General features: G+C 64.7%; 20 protein-coding genes. 8 read left to right on the top strand and 12 right to left on the bottom strand.

Annotation, left to right across the window (positions count from 1 at the left end):
* Window positions 1–53 precede the first annotated feature (53 nt).
* The 6 genes from J0W34_RS19710 to J0W34_RS19685 all read right to left on the bottom strand — a co-directional run bounded on the left by J0W34_RS19710 (window position 54) and on the right by J0W34_RS19685 (window position 5,232).
* The gene (locus J0W34_RS19710; protein ID WP_230969916.1) at window positions 54–1,343 is read right to left on the bottom strand and encodes a glycerophosphodiester phosphodiesterase family protein; all 1,290 of its coding nucleotides are present in this window, start codon (window positions 1,341–1,343) and stop codon (window positions 54–56) included.
* Window positions 1,344–1,455: 112 nt separating this feature from the next.
* A complete protein-coding gene (locus tag J0W34_RS19705; protein WP_230969915.1) occupies window positions 1,456–1,899 on the bottom strand; it encodes a rhodanese-like domain-containing protein in 444 nt (147 codons plus the stop codon).
* A gap of 60 nt (window positions 1,900–1,959) precedes the next feature.
* A complete protein-coding gene (locus J0W34_RS19700) occupies window positions 1,960–3,258 on the bottom strand; it encodes a dicarboxylate/amino acid:cation symporter (RefSeq protein ID WP_230969914.1) in 1,299 nt (432 codons plus the stop codon).
* Between the two features lie 74 nt (window positions 3,259–3,332).
* Complete coding sequence (locus J0W34_RS19695; RefSeq protein ID WP_230969913.1) at window positions 3,333–3,944, bottom strand: 2-hydroxychromene-2-carboxylate isomerase; 612 nt, start codon at window positions 3,942–3,944, stop codon at window positions 3,333–3,335.
* Window positions 3,941–4,822: an alpha/beta fold hydrolase gene (locus J0W34_RS19690; RefSeq protein WP_230969912.1), complete on the bottom strand. Its 882-nt coding sequence runs from the start codon at window positions 4,820–4,822 to the stop codon at window positions 3,941–3,943. Before J0W34_RS19690 ends, J0W34_RS19695 begins: the two co-directional genes overlap by 4 nt.
* A gap of 62 nt (window positions 4,823–4,884) precedes the next feature.
* Complete coding sequence (locus J0W34_RS19685) at window positions 4,885–5,232, bottom strand: DUF2917 domain-containing protein (RefSeq protein WP_230969911.1); 348 nt, start codon at window positions 5,230–5,232, stop codon at window positions 4,885–4,887.
* Between the two features lie 110 nt (window positions 5,233–5,342).
* On the opposite strand from J0W34_RS19685, the gene J0W34_RS19680 reads away from it, so the two are divergent.
* The 3 genes from J0W34_RS19680 (at window position 5,343) to argC (ending at window position 7,845) form a co-directional block, all read left to right on the top strand.
* The gene (locus tag J0W34_RS19680; protein WP_227816086.1) at window positions 5,343–6,290 is read left to right on the top strand and encodes a LysR substrate-binding domain-containing protein; all 948 of its coding nucleotides are present in this window, start codon (window positions 5,343–5,345) and stop codon (window positions 6,288–6,290) included.
* A 33-nt stretch (window positions 6,291–6,323) separates the two neighbouring features.
* Entirely contained in the window at window positions 6,324–6,809 is a 486-nt protein-coding gene (locus tag J0W34_RS22250; protein WP_269144627.1) for a hypothetical protein, read from the top strand.
* 76 nt (window positions 6,810–6,885) lie between these two features.
* Window positions 6,886–7,845: an N-acetyl-gamma-glutamyl-phosphate reductase gene (gene argC / locus J0W34_RS19670; protein WP_227816088.1), complete on the top strand. Its 960-nt coding sequence runs from the start codon at window positions 6,886–6,888 to the stop codon at window positions 7,843–7,845.
* Between the two features lie 62 nt (window positions 7,846–7,907).
* Here the strand turns inward: argC and J0W34_RS19665 are convergent, their stop codons facing one another.
* Window positions 7,908–8,549 carry a cupin domain-containing protein gene (locus J0W34_RS19665; RefSeq protein WP_227816089.1) on the bottom strand — a complete coding sequence of 214 codons (642 nt, stop codon included), beginning with the start codon at window positions 8,547–8,549 and terminating at the stop codon, window positions 7,908–7,910.
* 219 nt (window positions 8,550–8,768) lie between these two features.
* Between J0W34_RS19665 and J0W34_RS19660 the strand changes: the two genes are divergently transcribed.
* From J0W34_RS19660 to J0W34_RS19650, 3 genes are all read left to right on the top strand, one after another.
* The gene (locus J0W34_RS19660; RefSeq protein ID WP_227816090.1) at window positions 8,769–9,005 is read left to right on the top strand and encodes a hypothetical protein; all 237 of its coding nucleotides are present in this window, start codon (window positions 8,769–8,771) and stop codon (window positions 9,003–9,005) included.
* A gap of 100 nt (window positions 9,006–9,105) precedes the next feature.
* Window positions 9,106–9,720, top strand: coding sequence for a LysE family translocator (locus J0W34_RS19655; RefSeq protein ID WP_227816091.1), 615 nt, complete (start codon window positions 9,106–9,108; stop codon window positions 9,718–9,720).
* On the top strand, window positions 9,717–10,616 hold the full coding sequence (locus tag J0W34_RS19650) for an EamA family transporter (protein WP_230969910.1): 900 nt from the start codon (window positions 9,717–9,719) through the stop codon (window positions 10,614–10,616). The genes J0W34_RS19655 and J0W34_RS19650 overlap by 4 nt, the downstream gene beginning before the upstream one ends.
* A 4-nt stretch (window positions 10,617–10,620) precedes the next feature.
* Here the strand turns inward: J0W34_RS19650 and proX are convergent, their stop codons facing one another.
* The 4 genes from proX to J0W34_RS19630 all read right to left on the bottom strand — a co-directional run bounded on the left by proX (window position 10,621) and on the right by J0W34_RS19630 (window position 15,248).
* Window positions 10,621–11,640, bottom strand: coding sequence for a glycine betaine/L-proline ABC transporter substrate-binding protein ProX (gene proX, locus J0W34_RS19645; RefSeq protein WP_230969909.1), 1,020 nt, complete (start codon window positions 11,638–11,640; stop codon window positions 10,621–10,623).
* 61 nt (window positions 11,641–11,701) lie between these two features.
* Complete coding sequence (locus tag J0W34_RS19640; protein WP_230969908.1) at window positions 11,702–12,298, bottom strand: 1-acyl-sn-glycerol-3-phosphate acyltransferase; 597 nt, start codon at window positions 12,296–12,298, stop codon at window positions 11,702–11,704.
* A 52-nt stretch (window positions 12,299–12,350) separates the two neighbouring features.
* Entirely contained in the window at window positions 12,351–13,601 is a 1,251-nt protein-coding gene (locus J0W34_RS19635; protein WP_227816095.1) for an MFS transporter, read from the bottom strand.
* 24 nt (window positions 13,602–13,625) lie between these two features.
* Window positions 13,626–15,248 (bottom strand): ABC-F family ATPase, encoded by a 1,623-nt coding sequence (locus J0W34_RS19630; protein ID WP_230969907.1) that lies wholly within the window; start codon window positions 15,246–15,248, stop codon window positions 13,626–13,628.
* Window positions 15,249–15,459: 211 nt separating this feature from the next.
* Here J0W34_RS19630 and J0W34_RS19625 point away from each other — a divergent pair, with 211 nt between their 5' ends.
* Complete coding sequence (locus J0W34_RS19625) at window positions 15,460–16,020, top strand: rhodanese-like domain-containing protein (protein WP_230969906.1); 561 nt, start codon at window positions 15,460–15,462, stop codon at window positions 16,018–16,020.
* 42 nt (window positions 16,021–16,062) lie between these two features.
* Here J0W34_RS19625 and J0W34_RS19620 read toward each other — a convergent pair whose 3' ends face one another.
* Window positions 16,063–16,407, bottom strand: a complete 345-nt coding sequence (locus tag J0W34_RS19620) for a hypothetical protein (protein ID WP_230969905.1) — start codon at window positions 16,405–16,407, stop codon at window positions 16,063–16,065.
* A gap of 66 nt (window positions 16,408–16,473) precedes the next feature.
* Here J0W34_RS19620 and J0W34_RS19615 point away from each other — a divergent pair, with 66 nt between their 5' ends.
* Window positions 16,474–18,408 carry an ATP-binding cassette domain-containing protein gene (locus tag J0W34_RS19615; protein WP_230969904.1) on the top strand — a complete coding sequence of 645 codons (1,935 nt, stop codon included), beginning with the start codon at window positions 16,474–16,476 and terminating at the stop codon, window positions 18,406–18,408.
* The last annotated feature ends 73 nt before the right edge of the window (window positions 18,409–18,481 follow it).

Raw genomic sequence — 18,481 nt, 5'->3', positions numbered from 1 at the left:
AAAAGCAAACGCCGCGCTCTTGGAGCGCGGCGCGTTCAGGCCATCTGCGTCGTCTATTTACCCATGCAGTTGGCGTAGTAGGTGACCGTGGCCGGCCAGTCTGAGAAGATGCCGATGATGCCCACGTCCTGTGCCAGCACGTCGAGCAGGCGGTAGGTATCGCCGGGGCCGGTGGTGGCGTCGGTGATGCTCTGGTAGTACCACCCGCCGCCGTCGACCAGCGTGCCGGAGCGCTCCAGCGTCCATGTGATGATGTCCAGACCCGCCGCCTTGGCCGCCACGGCGTAGTCCGACGGCACGATGGTGTCGGTGCCTTCGACCGTGACCAGCGTCCACAGCGGCGGCGCCACGATGTTCACCCCCTGGGCGGCCAGTTCAGGCAGCCTGGCGATGGCGGCGGGCACGTCGGCTTCGCTATCGACACTTTCGAGGAAAACGGCCTGCTTGCCGAAGCGCGGCTCGTTGTGGATCCAGTACAGCACGTCGTCAAGGTTGAAAGACTGCGGCCACACCTTGCGCGGCGACACGCCCATTTCCTTGTACTCGTCGATCATCTGCTGGGCATAGGCTTCCTGGGTGTAGTCACCCTCGTACGGCATGGCCACGCTGGCGCTCTTGAGTTCCGGCGTCATGCCCACACCCAGTTGCTTGAACAGGGCAATGGATTCCTTGTGGGTCATGAGCGTGCCGGTGGCTGCATACATGTCGGTGCGCCATGACGGGGTACCTGCCATGTACTCTTCCGGCGTGGTGGCCATCGGGTTGGCGCCGTCCATCTTGCCGCGCAGGGCGCGGAATTCGGCCAGGGTCAGATCCGAGGTGCAGCAGGTGGCCTGGGCCGGAGCGCCAGTGGCCAGGTCGGCCGGAATGAAGGGCTGGGAGCACTTGGCCGCCAGTTCAGGAATGCCGAGGATGTTGGTGGTGGTGGCCAGGTCGCACTGGCTGTGGCGGCAGACCAGTTCCCGATCCTTGGTGAAGGTCACGTCGCATTCGACGATGCCGGCGCCCTGGCGGGCAGCAGCCACGTACGATTCCCGGGTGTGCTCGGGGAACTGCATGGCCGCACCACGATGCCCGATGGAGAAGGCGGTCGGTTTGACCGGCCGGTTCTCGCAGGACTGAAGCTTGTGCTTGAGTCGCCCCTCTTCGAGCTGGTCCACCAGGTAGTACGGCCGCACGCCCACGGAGACCATCTGCGCCCCGCGGTCGTGGTGGCCCCAGCGGCGATCGCTGCGATTGTCGTGGTCGTCGTGTGAGCCGTTGCCGGCCAAGGCCGGTCCGGCCGCAAGGGTCGCGAGCGCCAGTGCGCCTGCGCCCATCGCGCGAATCAAGGTGGTTTTCATGACCGTGTCTCTCCTGTCTCGGTGCTCGGGCAGGGTGCCCGGTGCCTATGGAAACAAGCGGTCATGACAGCGCGATGACGCTGCAACGTGCCAGGTGGCACGATCTCGTGTTTCAGCAGGTGCTGGCCCAGTTGCAGGTGGACGCCGCCTGTTCGGCCTTGTTGAGCGGCTTGCCGTCCTTGATCCAGTCCTTGATGCCGCGCGTCACGTTGTACACCTTCGTGTAGCCGACCTGAGAGGACAGGAAGTTGCTGATCGTGCGCGTGCGGTTGCCGCTGCGGCAGATGAGGATGACCGGCTGGTCGGGCGTGGCGATCGGCTGCAGCTTGCGCAGCCACGCGGCGGGTTCGGCGCGGCCCCCGGTGCCGAAGAAGGTGAGCAGATGACTGCCCGGCACGATGCCGGTTTCCTGCCATTCGGGTGCAGTGCGGACATCCACCACCGGCACGCCCGCCGCCTGGAGGCGAAGCAACTCGGCGTTATCGATGTTGATCACCTCTGCATGAACCTGAAGTGCGGCCAGACCCAGTGTCAGGGCGGTCAGAATGCGTTGCATGCGCGTCTCTCCGGGTATATCAGCATCTGCTGATTGTACGCTGACGCTGTCGAGCCTGCCTCAGTCCTTGCGGGCGCCACGGAGCAGGACGCTCACCGTCAGATCGCCGGTCACGTTGACCGTGGTGCGGAACATGTCGAGCAGACGATCGACGCCGAGAATGAGCGCAATCCCGGCCGTGGGGATGCCGAAACCGGCCACGATGTTCGACAGAATCACGATGCCGACGCCCGGTGTGCCCGGAGCGCCGATGGAGGTGACGATGAGCGTGATCACGATGGTGGCGAGCGACTCCGGGGAGAGCACCACCCCCGACATCTGCGCCAGAAAACACACTGCCACCGCCTGATAAAGCGCCGTGCCGGCCATGTTGATGGTCGCGCCCAGGGGAATGGTGAAGTTGGCGACGCTCTCGGGCACGTGCAACTGGCGCACGGCCGTGTCGATGGACAGCGGAATCACTGCCGCCGAACTCGAGGTGGAGAAGGCCAGCAGCAGCACACTGGCGATGTCCTTGAGAAACTGCAGTGGATGACGCCGGGCGAACAGTGCGATCACGACCAGGTAGAAGACCATCAAGGCCAGCAGGCCGGCCAGCACGGTGAGCACATAGCTGGTGAGGCTGGCGACGGCGTCCAGCCCGGAGCGCGCAATGACATCGGCCAGCAGTCCGAACACCGCCCATGGGGCGAGGTACATGGCCCACTTCACCAGGGTCATGGAGATTTCCAGCAGGCCGTCGAGTGCGCCCAGGAAGGGCGCGGTTTTCTTGCGGTCAGCCACCAGCGCAGCGGCGCCGAGAAAGAGCGAGAGCACGACGATGGCCAGCATGTCGCGCTCGGCGAGCGCCGCCTGCGGATTGGCGGGCACCAGATTGACGATGAGCGAGGGCAGGTCGGGCGTGGGCGGACGTGCCGCCACCTGGGCCGGCGTGAATGCATCGGCTTCGGCCAGGGCGGCGCCCGGCGCGATCCACTGGCCCAGACCGACGCCCAGGCCGGCACCGATGCCGGTGGTCAGCGTCACGAACACCAGCAGGCGCAGCCCCACCGATTTGAGCTGGGCCATGCTGCCGCCACCGAGCATGCCCTTGATGATCGAGACCATCACCAGGGGGATGAGCACCATGCCGATGATGGCGAGGAACAGTCGCCCCGGAACGGCCAGCCACGCGCCCGCGCTGACGGCCGTGCTGCGCGAGACCCAGCCCGCTTCGGGGCTGAGCGCGGCGCCGGCAACGATGCCCAGCAACAGCCCGAGGAGCACCTGGGCCCACAGACGTGCGCCGACCCAGGAGCGGACCTCCCACTGGAGATCGCGTACGCGCGATGGCTGCGTCGGGTGAACGGGTGAGGACATGGCGGGGGCGGCCAGGGTGTCAGGACAACATCATTCGACCACGGCCGGCCCGTGGCCGTGTTGACCCAACGCAGTCAAACCGCCGGATGGTGTTGCGCCCAGTCCAGGGCGTCTTCAAGCCGGTCGTTGCCCCAGAAGAGTTCCTTGCCGACCACGAAGGTCGGCGCACCGAACAGGCCCATCTGGGTGGCTTCTTCCACCTGCGCGCGCAGGGCCTTGCGGTTGTCGTCCGACTGCGCCTGCAGGATGAGGGTGTCGGCATCGAGGCCGAGATCGTCCAGAATGCCGCCGAGCACATCCGGGTCGCCAATGTCCCGGTCCTCGCCGAAGTTGGCCTGCATCACGGTACGCGAGAACGGGCCGATCCAGTCCTCTTCCTGACCCAGTCGGGCCACACGCGCCGCCAGCAGGCCGTTGCGCGGAAACTCGCTGGGCATGGTGAAGGGAAAGCCGTAGCGTTCGCACAGGCGCTCCATGTCGCGCCACATGTAACGGCCCTTGGGCGGATAGATGTTGAAGGGCGAATCGTTCCAGCCGAGGCTGAGAAACACCGGGCCGAGCAGGAAGGGGCGCCAGTGCAGTTCGACCCCGGCGGTATCCGCAGCGGCCTGAACCCGCATGACGGCCAGATAGGAGTATGAACTGGCGAACTCGTACCACAGGGTCATGGGGGCAGGGGTGCTCATCGGGTCTCCTTGAAAAAATCGATCAGGGCGTCGGCGACATCGTCGGGCGCCTCTTCGGGCAGAAAATGGCCACTGCTAACGGTGTGGCCGACCACGTCGTTCGCGTAGTTGCGCCAGACCGACAGTACGTCATAGCTGCGATTCACGAAGCCCGTGTCACCCCACAGCACCAGCAGCGGGCAGCGCACGCGCTGGTCGCGACTGGCCCGATCATGCTCAAGATCGATGGTGGCGGCGGCGCGGTAATCCTCGCAGCTGGCGTGGATGCCCTCGGCGGTGGCGAAGCACCGAATGTAGTCCTCGACTACGGCCGGGTCGAAATGTGCACCCGGCGCAGCCCAGCGACGCAGTTTTTCGCGCAGATAATAGGCGGCGTCATTGCCGATCAGTCGTTCCGGCAGGCCGTCGGGCTGGATGAGGAAGAACCAGTGATAGTAGCCGGTGGCGAAGGCCTGATCGGTCTGGTCGAACATGTGCAGTGTGGGCGCGATGTCCATCACGCACAACCGGGTGAGGCGCTCCGGGTGATCGAGCGCGAGCCGGTGGCCGACCCGTGCGCCGCGGTCATGCCCTGCCATGGCGAAGCGCTCGAAACCCAGGGCGGACATGACCTCGACCATGTCCTGCGCCATGGCGCGTTTCGAATAGTTGGCGTGGTTGGCTTGACCGGCTGGCTTGCTGCTGTCCCCGTAGCCGCGCAGATCGGGGCAGACGAGGGTGAAGCTGGAGAGCAGCGCAGGGACGACCCGATGCCACATCAGATGGGTCTGGGGGTATCCGTGGAGCAGCAGCAGGGGTGGGCCCGAACCGCCTTGGGCTACGTGGATGCGGGCGTTTGAAGTCTCGATCTGGCGGTGGGTGAAGCCCGGTTCGAACATGGACGCTCCGTGGCTGTGCGTGAGTGTCGGTGCAAGACAGTATGGCACAGCCACGGATGCGGTCAGCGCAGTGCGCCCCCAGGCAAATGACGGCTCAGATCCCGGGAGGCCGCACTGCCCCAGCGCGGATCGAACCAGCTGAGCAGGCGCTTCCAGAAGGGCGCCGGATGCGCCGCTGTTGCCAGCTCGACGCGCACACAGGCGAGTGTGTTTGCGCTCATGACCACCGGCGAAGGCAGATCCAGTTCGATCTCGCGGCCGGCGCTGAGCACGAAGTCGCGCGACTGGCCGTACTGCGTGATCCACACGCAGCCCGACATGACCTGGATGCGTGCACCGGCGACGCCCTTCATCAGCAAGGGGCGGCCCGGTTGCAGGGTGAGGGTGGTATCGGTCAGGTGAATGGCCATGGTCGGCTCCTTTTCTTCATGGGCCACCGGCGTGTGGCTTGAAGCCAGTATCAACACCGACTACGCTGCTCACAAACGGTTTGTTTTCATTGGATGGATGCGTTTATTGCATGAATAGCCCCTTGCTTCGCCTGCCGCCGCTTGATCCGCTTCGGGGTTTTCTTTGTGCGGCGCGTCATTTGTCTTTTACCTTGGCTGCCGAGGAGTTGTGCCTCAGTCAGTCCGCCATTTCGCGGCAAGTGCAAACGCTGGAGTCAGCACTGGGGGTGAAACTTTTTGTCCGCGGTACACGCAGTCTCGCGCTGACCGAGGCGGGTGAGCGCCTGGCCGAACGGTCGGCGGTCTGGCTGAGCGAGTACGGTCAGCTGGCGGCGCGGCTGCAACGGCCTCAACGGCCGACCGTCAATATCACTGCCAGCGTGGGCATCTCCGCCTTGTGGCTGCTGCCCCAGTTGCGTGACTTCCAGGCCATGCATCCGGACATCGACGTGCGCATCTCGACCACCAACCGGGTGGTGGATCTGCTGCATGAAGATCTCGATCTGGCCTTGCGGTATTGCGCCGACCGGGATGCGCCTGCCGATGCCTGGCGCCTGTTCGGCGAGACCATCATTCCGGTGGCCCATCCCTCGGTGGCCGAGGGGCTCACACTCGATGAACACACGCTCCCGGGTCAGGTGCTGCTCGACTACGAAGGGGTGGGCTATCCGTGGCTGAACTGGTCCCACTGGCTGGCGGCCGAGGGGCTTGAGGATGTCGAGCCGCGCTCGCGGGTGCGCTTTTCCCACTACGACCAGGTCATCCAGGCGGCGATGTCGGGACAGGGAATCGCCATCGGCCGGGAAGAGACGATCAGACCCTTGATCGAAGAGGGACGCCTGACGACCGTGGGGTGCGGCCGCAAGGGCGTTGAGGGCCGCAGCACCTGGCTGATCGCTGCGCCCGGGCCCATGCGTGACGAGGTGGCCCTGTTCGCGAACTGGATCCGACGGGTCGCCGTTGAGCAATCGGGTGATCAGGGCGAACCCGGGCTCAACATTGACGTCCCGGTGCCGTAAGCTCTCGTGACCGGCCCTGTTCCAGATACCCTCATGCACCATTCTCTCGTGTTGTCCCGCCGTCTCCTGCTTGCCTTACTCACCGTGTCGGTGGTGAGCGGTTGCGCTTCCATTCAGCAAGCCGTTGACAAGGTGCGTGGCGAAGAAGCACCGGCGACCGACGCGGCTGAGCCGAAGCCGACGCCCGAAGCGACGCCGGCCCAGGTGCTGGCGCCTCCGGCGCCCAAGCCCGCAACGCGCACGAAACCCCCCGCACCGGAACCAGCCAGACCGGTGCCTGCACCTGCGCCTCGACCGGCAGCGCCGGAGCCACAGGCGGTGCCCGGCCCCGAGTGGCTGAAAAAATGTCAGTCGGTCCAGCTGGCCGGCGGGATCGTGCGCTGTGACGCCGATCTGCTGCTGGCCAAACCTTCGCCCACCGTGCAGGTATTCACCCGCGATCCGGAGCGTGCCGTGGACGGCCAGATCCGCCTGCGCCAGGGGCTGCCGCGCGTCTATCGCTTCTACGTGGTGCCCTGATCGGCGGCGCTGCAGCGCGGGTAACACGTTCAGGCCTACAATAAGGGTTTGAAAGAGTCCTCAGCGGAGCAGCAGCATGACTTACAAGGTGTTCATCGACGGCCGCCATGGCACGACCGGCCTGAAGATCGACGAGCGACTGAGCGGTCGCGACGAGATCGAGATCCTCACCATCCCCGATGACCAGCGCAAGGATCCGGCCGTGAAGGCCGAGTACATCAACTCGGCCGATGTGGTGTTCCTGTGTCTGCCCGATGCGGCCTCGAAAGAGTCGGTGTCACTGCTCGCGCCGGGTAATACCCGCACCCGCTTCCTCGATGCCAGTACGGCCCATCGCACCAACCCGGACTGGGTCTATGGCCTCCCCGAGATGAACCCGGGGCAGCGTGAGCGCGTCAGGAATGCCCAGAAAGTCGCCGTGCCGGGCTGTCACGCCAGTGGCTTCATCATGCTCATGGCGCCTTTGGTGGCCGCCGGCATCGTCCCCGGGGATTATCCGGTGAGCACCTATTCGATCACCGGATACAGCGGTGGCGGCAAGGAGATGATCGCCAGCTACGAAGAGGCTGGCGAACTGGGCGACAACATGAAGAGCCCGCGTTTCTATGCGTTGGGTCTGGCGCACAAGCATCTGCCCGAAATGCAGGCCATGACCGGCATGGCCAACAAGCCGCTATTTACGCCGATCGTGGGTAATTTCGCCCAGGGTATGGTGGTGGCGGTGCCGCTCTTGCCGCGCCTGCTCTCGCGTCCGGTGGCTGCTGCCGATATTGCGCATTTCTACGGCGAGTTCTATGCGGGGGAAACCTTCGTGAAGCCGATGCCGCTGGACGCTGCGCCCTTGCTCGACAACGGCTTCCTGCCGGCCACCACCTGCAACGACACCAATCGTGCCGAGATTTTCACCTTCGGTCATGAGGAGCAGATTCTGGTGGCCGCGCGCTTCGACAACCTCGGGAAGGGGGCCTCCGGGGCGGCGATCCAGTGCATGAACATCATGCTGGGGCTGGACGAGTCGACCGGTCTGGCCGCCTGAGCGGATTCGGCCCATGAAAAAGCCCGGCATCGCCGGGCTTTTTCATGGGTGGGCCAGCGGATTCACGGAGCGAGGTGCCCGACCTTCATCCAGACCAGGGTGTCGGTGGTGGCGCGGGGTGTATGGCCGTGCTTGTTGGCCGTGCGCACCCAGGTGCCCTCCGGGTACTGGCCATTTTCGTCCTCGAGCGCACCACGCACGATGTAGAACTCCTCGCCGCCTTGGAAACGCTCCCGCCTCAGGGAGGTGCCGGCCGGCCAGAACACCAGGCTGACGCGTTCGCTACCGTACTCGTGCAGTGGCTGGGTTTCGATGGCGCCGTGGCAGGGTAGCCACGTTTCCATCTTGGTATTGATACGCAGTTGGGTGTCGTCTCCCGGGGCGAACTGGTGGAGCTTGACCAGAATGACACAGCCCGGCTCGCTGAACGGGGCATGGCTCGTGCCCGGGGGATTTCGGATGTAGGTGCCCTGACCGTAGTCCCCGTGTTCGTCCGAGAAAACGCCCTCGAGCACCAGAATCTCTTCGCCGCCCGGGTGTTCATGGCTGGAGAAGCGGGAGCCGGCGTCGTAGCGAACGATACTGGTCGCGTGGCCGCATTCCGCGAATTCCCGGGCCAGCGGCTTGCGCCAGACACCTTGTGCAGGACTGGGTTGCCAGTCCATCTGCGCCGTGTGGATGACCACGCGGCGTGAAAAATCCATGTTGATCGAGTCCATGTGTCGCGTCGGATCGTGTGGAGGTCGTTACGGAGTGCAAGCATATGTTGCATGAATATGACTGCGATGCTACCCCGAGTCGAAGTTGCCGAGTGTGAGTTAAGACCGCATGGGTGCGACAAACCTGACAGGCGGCCGCTGATTTTGCGCCAGCGGCGGTGTCCGCGTAGGCTGGAGGGCCGCCCCACCAGAAAGGACCTCACCATGTTGCGCGCCCTCTTGCTTGCCTGCCTCACCCTGGCCGGAATCGGCCTCCTGGCGCTCAGCGCCACCGGTACCAGCACGCCGGTTCATGCCCAGACATCATTGGCGCCGGACGAGTGCGTCTGCTCCAAGGGGCTCGTGATCGATACAGTCAGTGGCTCGCGCGTGCTCAACTGCCAGTGCGGCGCCATGCAGTGCGTGGTGGTGACCGGGTCCGGCGCGCTGGAGTGCCGATAGCCATCACCAACTGGCCCGGTCGGGCAGATCGAATGTGATCATGGCCCGGTGGTCGCCAAGCGCGTTGAATAAGGTTCCTGATTGATTGCGCACCGACATCATGACCCTGCACACCGCGTTGAGCTTCTTTCTTGCCCTGTTCATCTTCGGCATCACTCCCGGACCGGGCGTGTTTGCCGTGCTCGGGCGTGCGCTGGCGTCCGGGGCGGGGGCGTGTGTGGGCCTGTCGCTCGGCATGGTGGTGAGCGACATGCTCTACCTGCTCTTTGCCTGTCTCGGTCTGGCGGCCATTGCCAGTCAGTGGGGCGAGGTGTTCACCGTCATCCGCTGGGCGGGTGCCGCGTATCTCATCTATCTGGGCGTGCGCTTGTGGCGAGCACCGGTGGTCACGGACGCGCCGGTGGCGATCAGTCGTCGCGATCAGGCCGCCGGTTTCGTGCAGGGTTTTCTGATTTCGGCCTCCAATCCGAAAGTCATCCTGTTCTACATGGCATTTCTGCCGACCTTCATGGACCTGAGCGCACTCGACGCGCTTGACGTGATCCTGGCGCTCGGGCTCAGTCTTGTTGCGCTGATGCTCGCGTTGATGAGCATTGCCCTCGGCGCGGCACGGGCGCGAAGACTGTTGAGCACACCGCGTGCCGCACAGCGACTCAATCGCGGCGCCGGTTCGATCATGATCGGCGCCGGCGTCTTTCTGGCGACGCGCCGATGAACGCGCCCATGCGGCCCGCGGATGTCGGGCTCGCCCTGGTGGTCGTGCTCGTGTGGGGCATGAATTTCGTGGTCATCAAGGCCGGGGTGAGCGAGGTGCCGCCGTTGCTGCTCGGCGCACTGCGTTTCGCGGCTGCGGCCTTTCCGGCGCTGTTGTTCGTGCGCGCCCCGCGATTGCCCGTCAGCCTCTACCTCAAGTACGGCATGACGATTGCGGTGGGGCAGTTCGCCTGTCTGTTTACCGCGATCCACATCGGCATGCCCTCGGGGCTGGCCTCATTGGTGCTGCAGTCGCAGGCCTTTTTCACCCTCATCTTTGCCGTGGTCTTTCTCAAGGAAGCCTGGCGCCCGAGCCAGCTGGTGGGGCTGGTGCTGGCCGGGGGCGGGCTGATGCTGATCGGCACTGCGCACGGGGTGAGCATGCCGCTCGGGGGATTCCTGCTCACCGTGGCGGGCGCGGCCAGTTGGGCGGTGGGCAATATCGTCAATCGCTCGCTGTCTCGGCATGGTCCGGTCAATATGCTCGGGTTCGTGGTGTGGTCGAGTCTGGTGCCGCCGATTCCGTTCCTGCTGCTGTCCTGGTTGATCGAGGGGCCCGCAGCCATGGGGGCCGCACTCGCCGGATTCAGCCTGACCGCCGCTGGCGCCGTGCTCTACCTGGCCTGGGGTGCCACCTTGCTGGGCTACGGGCTCTGGAGCCGGCTCATGTCTCGCTATCCGGCCAGTCAGGTCTCGCCTTATCCATTGCTGGTGCCATTGGTGGGGCTGACCGCCGGCTGGCTGATCTACGATGAGCGCCTCGAAGCGGTGCATTTCGCCGGCGGGGTGCTGCTCATGCTGGGCCTGATCGTCAATCTCTTCTGGCCGCGGATCGCGAAGCGCCTGATCCGCGCCTGAGGGTTCAAGGAGCCGCTGCGCGGGCCTGTTGAAGCCAGCCTTCCCAGGTGACACGGTGTTGGGCAATCCACTCGCTGACATGACGTTCGACATCAGCCTCACTGGATTCACCATGGTGCATCCGCAGGTTCTGAGCGGAGATGTCGCGCGCCGGCAGGCGCACGAGTCTGAACAGCGTCATCGCGTCGGGATGGGCCTCGGCGAAGCGTCGGTTCACCAGTATGCGGATGGTGTTGAGGGCAAAACCGTAGTCGGTGCCGTCGGGCAGCGCAGTGCGCGATCGATCGGTGTCACCCGGCCGGCTCGAGAACGGGACGGTCAGCCAGATCACGTCCCGACCCGGCACCAGCACGCTACTGACCCAATACGGCGTCCAAGTGTAAAAGAGCACGGGCCGGCCCTTGCGGTGCCGTTCGATGACCTGCTCGATGAGCGCCTCATAGGGTCCATGGTGGTGTGTGACCGTGTCGGTGAGGTCGAACGCCGCGAGTTGATGGTCGATGATCTGCCGGCACCCCCAGCCCGGATTGCAGCCGGCCAGGTCGGCCTTGCCGTCGCCGTCCGCGTCGAACAGGCGCGCGAGACGGGCCTCGCGCAGCTGCCCGAGGTCACGGATGCCCAGGGCTTCGGCGCTCTTGCGGTCAATCAGGTAGCCCTGGACGGCTTGATCGGTCAGCGTACCGCCCATGCTCAAGCGGGTAACACCGCCGGCGGCATCAAAGAAGGGCGCATGCAGCGGATCCCAGTGGTCGGCCAGAAAAGTGGCCTCACCGCTGGCGACGGCCTGATGGGCCTCGGCATAGGGCGTGCGCATCGTGGGTTCGATCGCGTAGCCCAGCGATGCCAGAGCGCGTGTGACCAGGCGGGTCTGGAAGCTCTCTTCGTCCAGCTGGCTTTGCGCGGGGCGCACGACGACCCCGACGCCCGGCACATCCGGGGCCTGACGGGCACCCGTGCCGCTCATGCCGACACACAGCACCAGGGCGATCAGTGACCCGAGAAGCGGACGATATACATGTTTCATACCACTTTGAGCATATCGGCTCATCGCCAAACATCAAGCACCGAACGTTCGGACGTTTGCCTTACCGCGCCGCAATCCGGCCCGCAGCGGCGGGGTGACGGCCGGTGATGCCGGCATACCGTTCGGCCATCTTGTCGATGTCGGCGGCGAAGTCGTCCGAGGCCGGCATGTAGTCCAGTACGCCGATGGTGCGACGTCGGTAGTCGATGTAGCCCAGCGCGATCGGGATGTCCGCGGCGCGTGCGATGCGATGAAAACCGCTTTTCCAGCACGCCACGTGACTGCGCGTGCCTTCGGGGGCGATGCCGATGATGGCGTGATCGTGGGTCTGGCAGTAGCGGGTCAGATCCTGAAGCAGGGAGCCCGGGGTTGTCCGGTTGACCGGAATGCCGCCCATGGCGCTGAACAGGCGACCGAAGGGGGGCAGGAAGAGTGTGTGCTTGCCGAGCCATTTGACCGGCCAGCCGGAGGCGTAGCGGGCGACGATGGCGATGAAGAAGTCCCAGTTCGAGGTGTGCGGATACATGATCAGCACGAACCGGGGGCCGGGTGGCGCAGGCAGGCTCAGCGACCAGCCGATCCGTCGCATGAGCCAGATCGCCCAAGAGCGCGGCCGGGTGGGCAGCGGGCGCTGATCGGGGTCGGAGGTCAGGCTCATGAGTGCATTGTGCAGGACGTGGGCGCTGAGCGGAATGCCCCGGCAGCGAAGCTCATTCCGTGCGAGCGACGGCGTCTTCCGCGTGGGGAATGCGTGGATCCATGTCCGTCGCGGCCAGCGAGGTGCGGTGCACCGGCATGAACTCGGTGCGCTCGTTGTCGGCCACGGGGGCATCCCGGAGGATTCGCCACACCGTCAGCGCGACCAGGCCCAGCAACAGGCCCGCAAGAATCAGCGGCAGGGCCCGGGGCCCGGTCAGGCTCATGAGTGCCCCGGTGCCCATGGGGCCGATGGCGGCGCCGAGTCCTGACAGCAGCAGGAGGGCCTTGGTGGCCTCAAGGGCCTCGCTGGGGTGAAAACGGTCGTGCGTCTGGGCAACAGCCAGTCCGTAGAGCGAGAATGCAAAGCCGCCGTAGCAGCCGGTGGCGATGATGAGGCCCATCGGGTCACGCGGCCCGATCAGGAACATGGCACCGGCGCTCAGCACGGCCAGCGCGCACACCACGACCAGCACCTTGCGTCGGTCGCGCCCTTCGGAGAGCTTGCCGATCGGCCACTGCATGAGTGCGCCGCCGAAAATGGCGGCCGCGGTCAGGGCCGCCACCTGGCCATCGTCGAGTCCCTGATGAGCGGCGAAGGCGGCCGCCAGCCCCCAGAAAGCGCCTGACACCAGCCCCGAGACCAGGCCGGCGAAATAGCCGACCGGGGACACCCGGTACAAATGTGCGAGCGGCAAGCGATGGGTGTCGATCGGGGTCGGTTGCGTGACGGGTGTCAGGGCAATCGGAATGAGGCCGAGGGTGAAGCACACCCCCACGAGCACGAACGAGGCCAGATGGTCGGCCCCATAGACGCCGATGAGAAACTGGCCGGCGCCCAAAGCGGCAAAGCTGACCATCATGTAGCCGGCGAAGATCTTGGCGCGCTGCTCGTGCATCTGCTCGTTGAGCCAGCTCTCGATGACCATGTAGATGGCCACCATGGCGATCCCGTTGATAACGCGCAGCACCCACCAGAACCAGGGGTCGACCCACAGGCCGTAGAGCATGGAGACCACCGCGGCGAGCGCCGCCATGGCCGTGAAGGTGCGGATGTGGCCCACCCGCCGGATCAGCGGCGGGGTGGTGAACGCGCCAGCGATGTAGCCGGTGAAGAAGCCCGACATGACCAGCCCGAGCGTGAAACCGCTGAAGCCTTCAACGCTGCCGCGCAGGCCCAGCAGGGTGCCGATGAGGCCGGAACCCGCGAGCAGGATGGCCATGCCCAGCAGCAGGCTGGCAACGGGGCGAACAGCGTGGATCATGAGGCTTCGACTGCCTGTGGCCGCTTATTCGATGCCCTGGCTCGACAGGTACTCTTCGTAGGTGCCGCGATAGTCGATGATGTCGCCGTCAAGCTTGATCTCGATGATGCGGGTGGCCAGCGAGGAGACGAACTCCCGGTCGTGGGAGATGAAGATGAAGGTACCGTTGAATTTCTCGAGGCCCGCGTTGAGCGATTCGATCGATTCCATGTCCAGGTGGTTGGTTGGCTCGTCCATGAGCAGCACGTTCTTGCTCTGGAGCATGAGCTTGCCGAACAGCATGCGGCCCTGCTCACCACCGGAAATCACGCGCACCGGCTTCTTCACCTCGTCGCCCGAGAACAGCAGGCGACCCAGGGTGCCGCGGATGAGGGTCTCCATGTCTTCGCCCTCGAAGCCACCATCGCGCACGTGTTCGGCGATCCAGTCGGTGAGTGACGCGTCGGAATCGAAATCAGCCGCGTGGTCCTGTGCGTAGTAGCCCAGTTTGGCCTTTTCTGCCCATTTGATGTTGCCTTTCTGGGGGGTGAGCTCACCCACCAGCAGACGCATGAGCGTGGTCTTGCCGGCGCCGTTTTCGCCGATGATGGCTACCCGGTCACCGGCGTCGATGGCGATATTGAACTTGTCGATCAGCGGCTTTTCCATGCCTTCGTAGGCGAAGGAGAGGTTCTCGATCTCGACCGCCTGGCGGTGCAGCTTGTCCTTGGCGTCGACCTCGAAGCGGATCCACGGGTACTGACGGGACGAGGGCTTGACGTCTTCGGGCTTGAGTTTGTCGATCAGCTTCAGGCGGCTGGTGGCCTGCTTGGCCTTGGACTTGTTGGCCGAGAAGCGGCGCACGAACTCCTGCAGCTCGTTGATCTTTTCCTTGGCACGGGCATTGGCCTGGGTCTGACGCTGGCGCGCCAGGGTGGACGCTTCCATGTAGTCGTCGTAGTTGCCCGGATAGACCTTGATGGTGCCGTAGTCCAGATCGGCCATGTGGGTGCACACCTGGTTCAGGAAGTGACGATCGTGGGAAATGATCACCATGGTCGAGTCGCGCTGGTTGAGCACGTCTTCGAGCCAGCGGATGGTGTTGATGTCCAGGTTGTTGGTCGGTTCGTCTAGCAGCAGGATGTCCGGGTTGGAGAACAGCGCCTGACACAGCAGCACCCGCAGCTTCCAGCCGGGGGCCACTTCGCTCATGGGCCCGTTGTGCTGCTCGGTGGGGATGCCCACGCCCAGCAACAGATCACCGGCACGTGCCTCGGCGGTATAGCCGTCGTATTCGGCGAACTGCCCCTCCAGTTCGGCTGCCTTCATGTAGTCGTCTTCGGTCGCCTCAGGGTTGGCGTAGATGGCGTCCTTCTCCTGCATGCAGGCCCACATCTCTTCATGGCCCATCATCACCACGTCGAGCACGCGCATGTCTTCGTAGGCGAACTGGTCCTGGCGCAGGTAGGCCATGCGCTCGGTGTCTTCCTTGGTGACGTTGCCGGCGCTTTGCTCAAGCGCGCCACACAGGATCTTCATGAATGTGGACTTGCCGGCGCCGTTGGCACCGATCAGGCCGTAGCGGTTGCCGTCACCGAACTTGACGGAGACGTTCTCGAACAGGGGCTTGGCCCCGAACTGCATGGTGATGTTGTTGGCGATAAGCACTGCGCGAATCCTGAATCCGGAAAAAGCAAAGCGCCAGCAAACCGGCTGGCGCGAAAGATGCGAAATTTTATCAGAGATTCAAAGACATGAAACCCGCCGAGCGTCGCATCGAAGGGAAAAGGGGTGTGGGGGTTTTAAATATCAGAAAATGCTTATATAGTCGCCTCTCCATTACGACAACAACACTCAACTGTCATCAGAGGAGAGAGACATGAACAAGCACTGGATGCTGGCCGCCGCGCTGGCACTCGCGACAGGCACCGTCGCTGCGGAGAATCTGCGCATCATTGATGAGACCACGGAGTTCGTGGTCACCAAGGCCAATGGCCAGCAGGTGACCATCACCCGGACCATGACGCCGTGTGCCAAGAACAAGGGCTGGATCCAGGTGATGGAGCCTGAGCCGGGCGTGACCGTGGTGGGCGAGATCGAGATCCTCAACGCGCTGAATGATCGCGATGCGCTGGTGATCGACATGCGCAGTCAGGAAGAATACCTGGCCAAGACCATCCCCGGCTCGATGGGCATTCCATACACCGAGGTTGCGACACGCCTGGATGAACTGGGTTGCGAGAAGTCCGCCGACGCCTGGAAGTGCGCGACGCCGAAGAAGGTGTACGCGTTCTGCAATGGTCCGGTCTGTCCGCAAAGCCCGATGGCGATTCACGCCATGGTGCGCGAAGGCTTCCCGGCCGATCACATCTACTACTACCGCGGGGGCATGCTCGACTGGGATGCGCTGGGTTTCACCACGGCACCCGGCGATTTCTGACCTGCCCCAAACAGAAAAAACGCCCCGGAACGGGGCGTTTTTTCATTGCGTGCCGTCAGGCGCTGTGTCGCCGGATGCTTCGGTTTTGCGTAGCCGCGCCTCCATGGCCTTGACGCGCTTGCGGCGGTCCATGGTGCTGGCCTTTGCCTCGAGTGCGCGCGCCACCTTTACCTGCTCGAGACGATCGAGCTTGGCTTCATCCAGGCAGGCATTGACGAGAAACTTGCCGTAGCAATGGTAGGTGGTCACCTTGAAGGCCCGCTCGGCATCGTCGCGAATCGCTTTTGCCTGGGCGCGCAGTTCGCCACTGCTTGGCTCTTCGGCCATGGCATGTCCGCTGGCGGCAAGCATCAGGGCGAGGCACAGGGCGCGGGGAATCAACGGCATGGGCGGACACGGTCAGGCTGGATGAACAAGCCCGTACAATAGCGGTTTTTTCACGGTTTTGCCCAAGTGATTCAGTTCAGAGCCCTGCGCCTGGCCCGTGGTGCGAAAGTCCTCGTCGATGAGGCGACCCTGCAGATCCACCCCGGTTGGAAGGTGGGCCTGACGGGGGCTAATGGCTGTGGCAAATCGAGTCTGTTTGCCCTGTTGCGCGGGCAGTTGCACGCCGATCGCGGTGATTGCGACATGCCACCCAACTGGACCATCGCGCACGTGGCTCAGGAGACGCCAGCGCTCGATTGCAGCGCGCTCGACTACGTGCTCGATGGCGATACCGAATTGCGCGACGTCGAACGGGCGCTGGGCGAGGCCGAGGCGGCCCATGCCGGTGAGCGTATCGGTGAGTTGCATGGGCGGCTGCAGGAGATTGACGGCTACAGTGCGCCGGCGCGTGCCGCAGCGCTGCTCGATGGCCTAGGCTTCGTTCCAGGGGATGCCGCCCGCCCGGTGTCGGATTTTTCCGGCGGATGGCGCATGCGCCTGAATCTGGCTCAGGCGCTCATGTGTCGCTCCGATCTGCTGCTGCTCGACGAGCCGACCAACCACCTGGATCTGGACGCCGTCATCTGGCTGGAGCAATGGCTGCGGGACTATCGCGGCACCTTGCTGCTCATCTCCCACGACCGGGTGTTTCTTGATGCGGTGGTCGGCCATGTGGCGCATCTCGAGCAACAACGGCTCACGCTCTACAGCGGCGGCTACTCCGAATTCGAGCGCCAGCGTGGCGAACGGCTCGCGCAGCAGCAGGCCATGTTCGACAAGCAGCAGCGCGAGCGTGCGCACCTGCAGAAGTTCGTGGACCGCTTCCGGGCCAAGGCCACCAAGGCCCGCCAGGCGCAGAGCCGGATCAAGGCACTGGAGCGCATGGAGACGGTGGCGGCCGCCCATGTGGACACCCCGTTCACCTTCAGTTTCCGGCCAGCGCCGGCAGCCCCTGATCCCATCATCACGCTCGAGGACGTGGCGGTGGGGTATGGCGATAAGACCGTGCTCGATCAGATCAAGCTCACCTTGCGGCCCGGCGAGCGCATCGGCCTGCTCGGTCGCAACGGCGCGGGCAAATCCACGCTCATCAAACTGCTTGCCGGTCAGCTCTCGACCCAGTCGGGGCGCCGCAGCGATGGCAAAGGGCTGGCGGTGGGCTACTTCGCCCAGCATCAGCTTGAGACCTTGCGGCCCGATGAGTCTCCCCTACAGCACATGGCCCGGCTGGACCCGGCGGCGCGGGAGCAGGACTTGCGCAACTATCTGGGCGGCTTCGATTTCCGGGGCGAGAAGGACGGCGTGGCCGTGGGCGCGAGTGTCACAAGCGCGTGCGGCCCTTTTTCGGGTGGTGAGAAGTCCCGTCTGGCGCTGGCACTGCTGATCTGGAAGCAGCCGAACCTGTTACTGCTCGACGAGCCCACCAACCACCTGGATCTGGAGATGCGCCACGCCCTGACGCTGGCTCTGCAGGACTTCGATGGCGCCATGGTGCTGGTCTCTCACGATCGCGCCTTGCTGGCGGCGACCTGTGACCGCTTCGTGCTGGTCGACGGCGGGCGGATACAGCCCTTCGACGGGGATCTGGACGATTACCGCGACTGGCTGGCTGCGCAGCGTACCCAGGCGCTGGCCGACGCGGCCTGCCCGGACCGCTCGGCGGACAAGGCACAGCGCAAGGCGGACCGCGAGCAGGCTGCCGCCGATCGCAAGGCGCGGCTGGCGCTCCGGCGTCCGTTGGTGAAGGAGGCTGAGCAGCTGGAGAAGAAGCTCGCCAGCTGGCAGAAGGAAAAACAGTTGCTTGACGAGCGTCTGGCCGATCCGGGGCTCTACGCCGATCCGGACAGCGCCTTGCTGCAGGATCTGCTCAAGCGCCAGGCGGTGCTGGGCAACGATATCGATGCGGCCGAAATGCGCTGGCTCGACGTGCAAGAGCAGCTTGAGACCATGGGCGAGGACTGACGCCCATGAGAAAAGCCGCACGTCAGGCCAGGAGGTGCCTGCGTGCGGCAATCACCGGGCGGGGTGACAGGCG

It is taken from the genome of Nitrogeniibacter aestuarii (genome assembly GCF_017309585.1).
GTDB lineage: Bacteria > Pseudomonadota > Gammaproteobacteria > Burkholderiales > Rhodocyclaceae > Nitrogeniibacter > Nitrogeniibacter aestuarii.
The sequence above is the reverse complement of the archived record's forward strand: the minus strand, read 5'-3'. Positions and strand labels throughout refer to the sequence as shown.

Excerpts from the sequence above, each read along its gene's own strand:
- J0W34_RS19685 (WP_230969911.1), bottom strand. The coding sequence starts at position 5,232 with ATGGCCATTCACCTGACCGATACCACCCTCACCCTGCAACCGGGCCGC.
- J0W34_RS19695 (WP_230969913.1), bottom strand. The coding sequence starts at position 3,944 with ATGAGCACCCCTGCCCCCATGACCCTGTGGTACGAGTTCGCCAGTTCA.
- J0W34_RS19665 (WP_227816089.1), bottom strand. The coding sequence starts at position 8,549 with ATGGATTTTTCACGCCGCGTGGTCATCCACACGGCGCAGATGGACTGG.
- J0W34_RS19650 (WP_230969910.1), top strand. The coding sequence starts at position 9,717 with ATGAACGCGCCCATGCGGCCCGCGGATGTCGGGCTCGCCCTGGTGGTC.
- J0W34_RS19660 (WP_227816090.1), top strand. The coding sequence starts at position 8,769 with ATGTTGCGCGCCCTCTTGCTTGCCTGCCTCACCCTGGCCGGAATCGGC.
- J0W34_RS19635 (WP_227816095.1), bottom strand. The coding sequence starts at position 13,601 with ATGATCCACGCTGTTCGCCCCGTTGCCAGCCTGCTGCTGGGCATGGCC.
- J0W34_RS19640 (WP_230969908.1), bottom strand. The coding sequence starts at position 12,298 with ATGAGCCTGACCTCCGACCCCGATCAGCGCCCGCTGCCCACCCGGCCG.
- J0W34_RS19710 (WP_230969916.1), bottom strand. The coding sequence starts at position 1,343 with ATGAAAACCACCTTGATTCGCGCGATGGGCGCAGGCGCACTGGCGCTC.
- J0W34_RS19620 (WP_230969905.1), bottom strand. The coding sequence starts at position 16,407 with ATGCCGTTGATTCCCCGCGCCCTGTGCCTCGCCCTGATGCTTGCCGCC.
- J0W34_RS19625 (WP_230969906.1), top strand. The coding sequence starts at position 15,460 with ATGAACAAGCACTGGATGCTGGCCGCCGCGCTGGCACTCGCGACAGGC.
- J0W34_RS19655 (WP_227816091.1), top strand. The coding sequence starts at position 9,106 with ATGACCCTGCACACCGCGTTGAGCTTCTTTCTTGCCCTGTTCATCTTC.
- proX (WP_230969909.1), bottom strand. The coding sequence starts at position 11,640 with ATGAAACATGTATATCGTCCGCTTCTCGGGTCACTGATCGCCCTGGTG.
- J0W34_RS19680 (WP_227816086.1), top strand. The coding sequence starts at position 5,343 with ATGAATAGCCCCTTGCTTCGCCTGCCGCCGCTTGATCCGCTTCGGGGT.
- argC (WP_227816088.1), top strand. The coding sequence starts at position 6,886 with ATGACTTACAAGGTGTTCATCGACGGCCGCCATGGCACGACCGGCCTG.
- J0W34_RS19690 (WP_230969912.1), bottom strand. The coding sequence starts at position 4,822 with ATGTTCGAACCGGGCTTCACCCACCGCCAGATCGAGACTTCAAACGCC.
- J0W34_RS19705 (WP_230969915.1), bottom strand. The coding sequence starts at position 1,899 with ATGCAACGCATTCTGACCGCCCTGACACTGGGTCTGGCCGCACTTCAG.
- J0W34_RS19700 (WP_230969914.1), bottom strand. The coding sequence starts at position 3,258 with ATGTCCTCACCCGTTCACCCGACGCAGCCATCGCGCGTACGCGATCTC.
- J0W34_RS22250 (WP_269144627.1), top strand. The coding sequence starts at position 6,324 with ATGCACCATTCTCTCGTGTTGTCCCGCCGTCTCCTGCTTGCCTTACTC.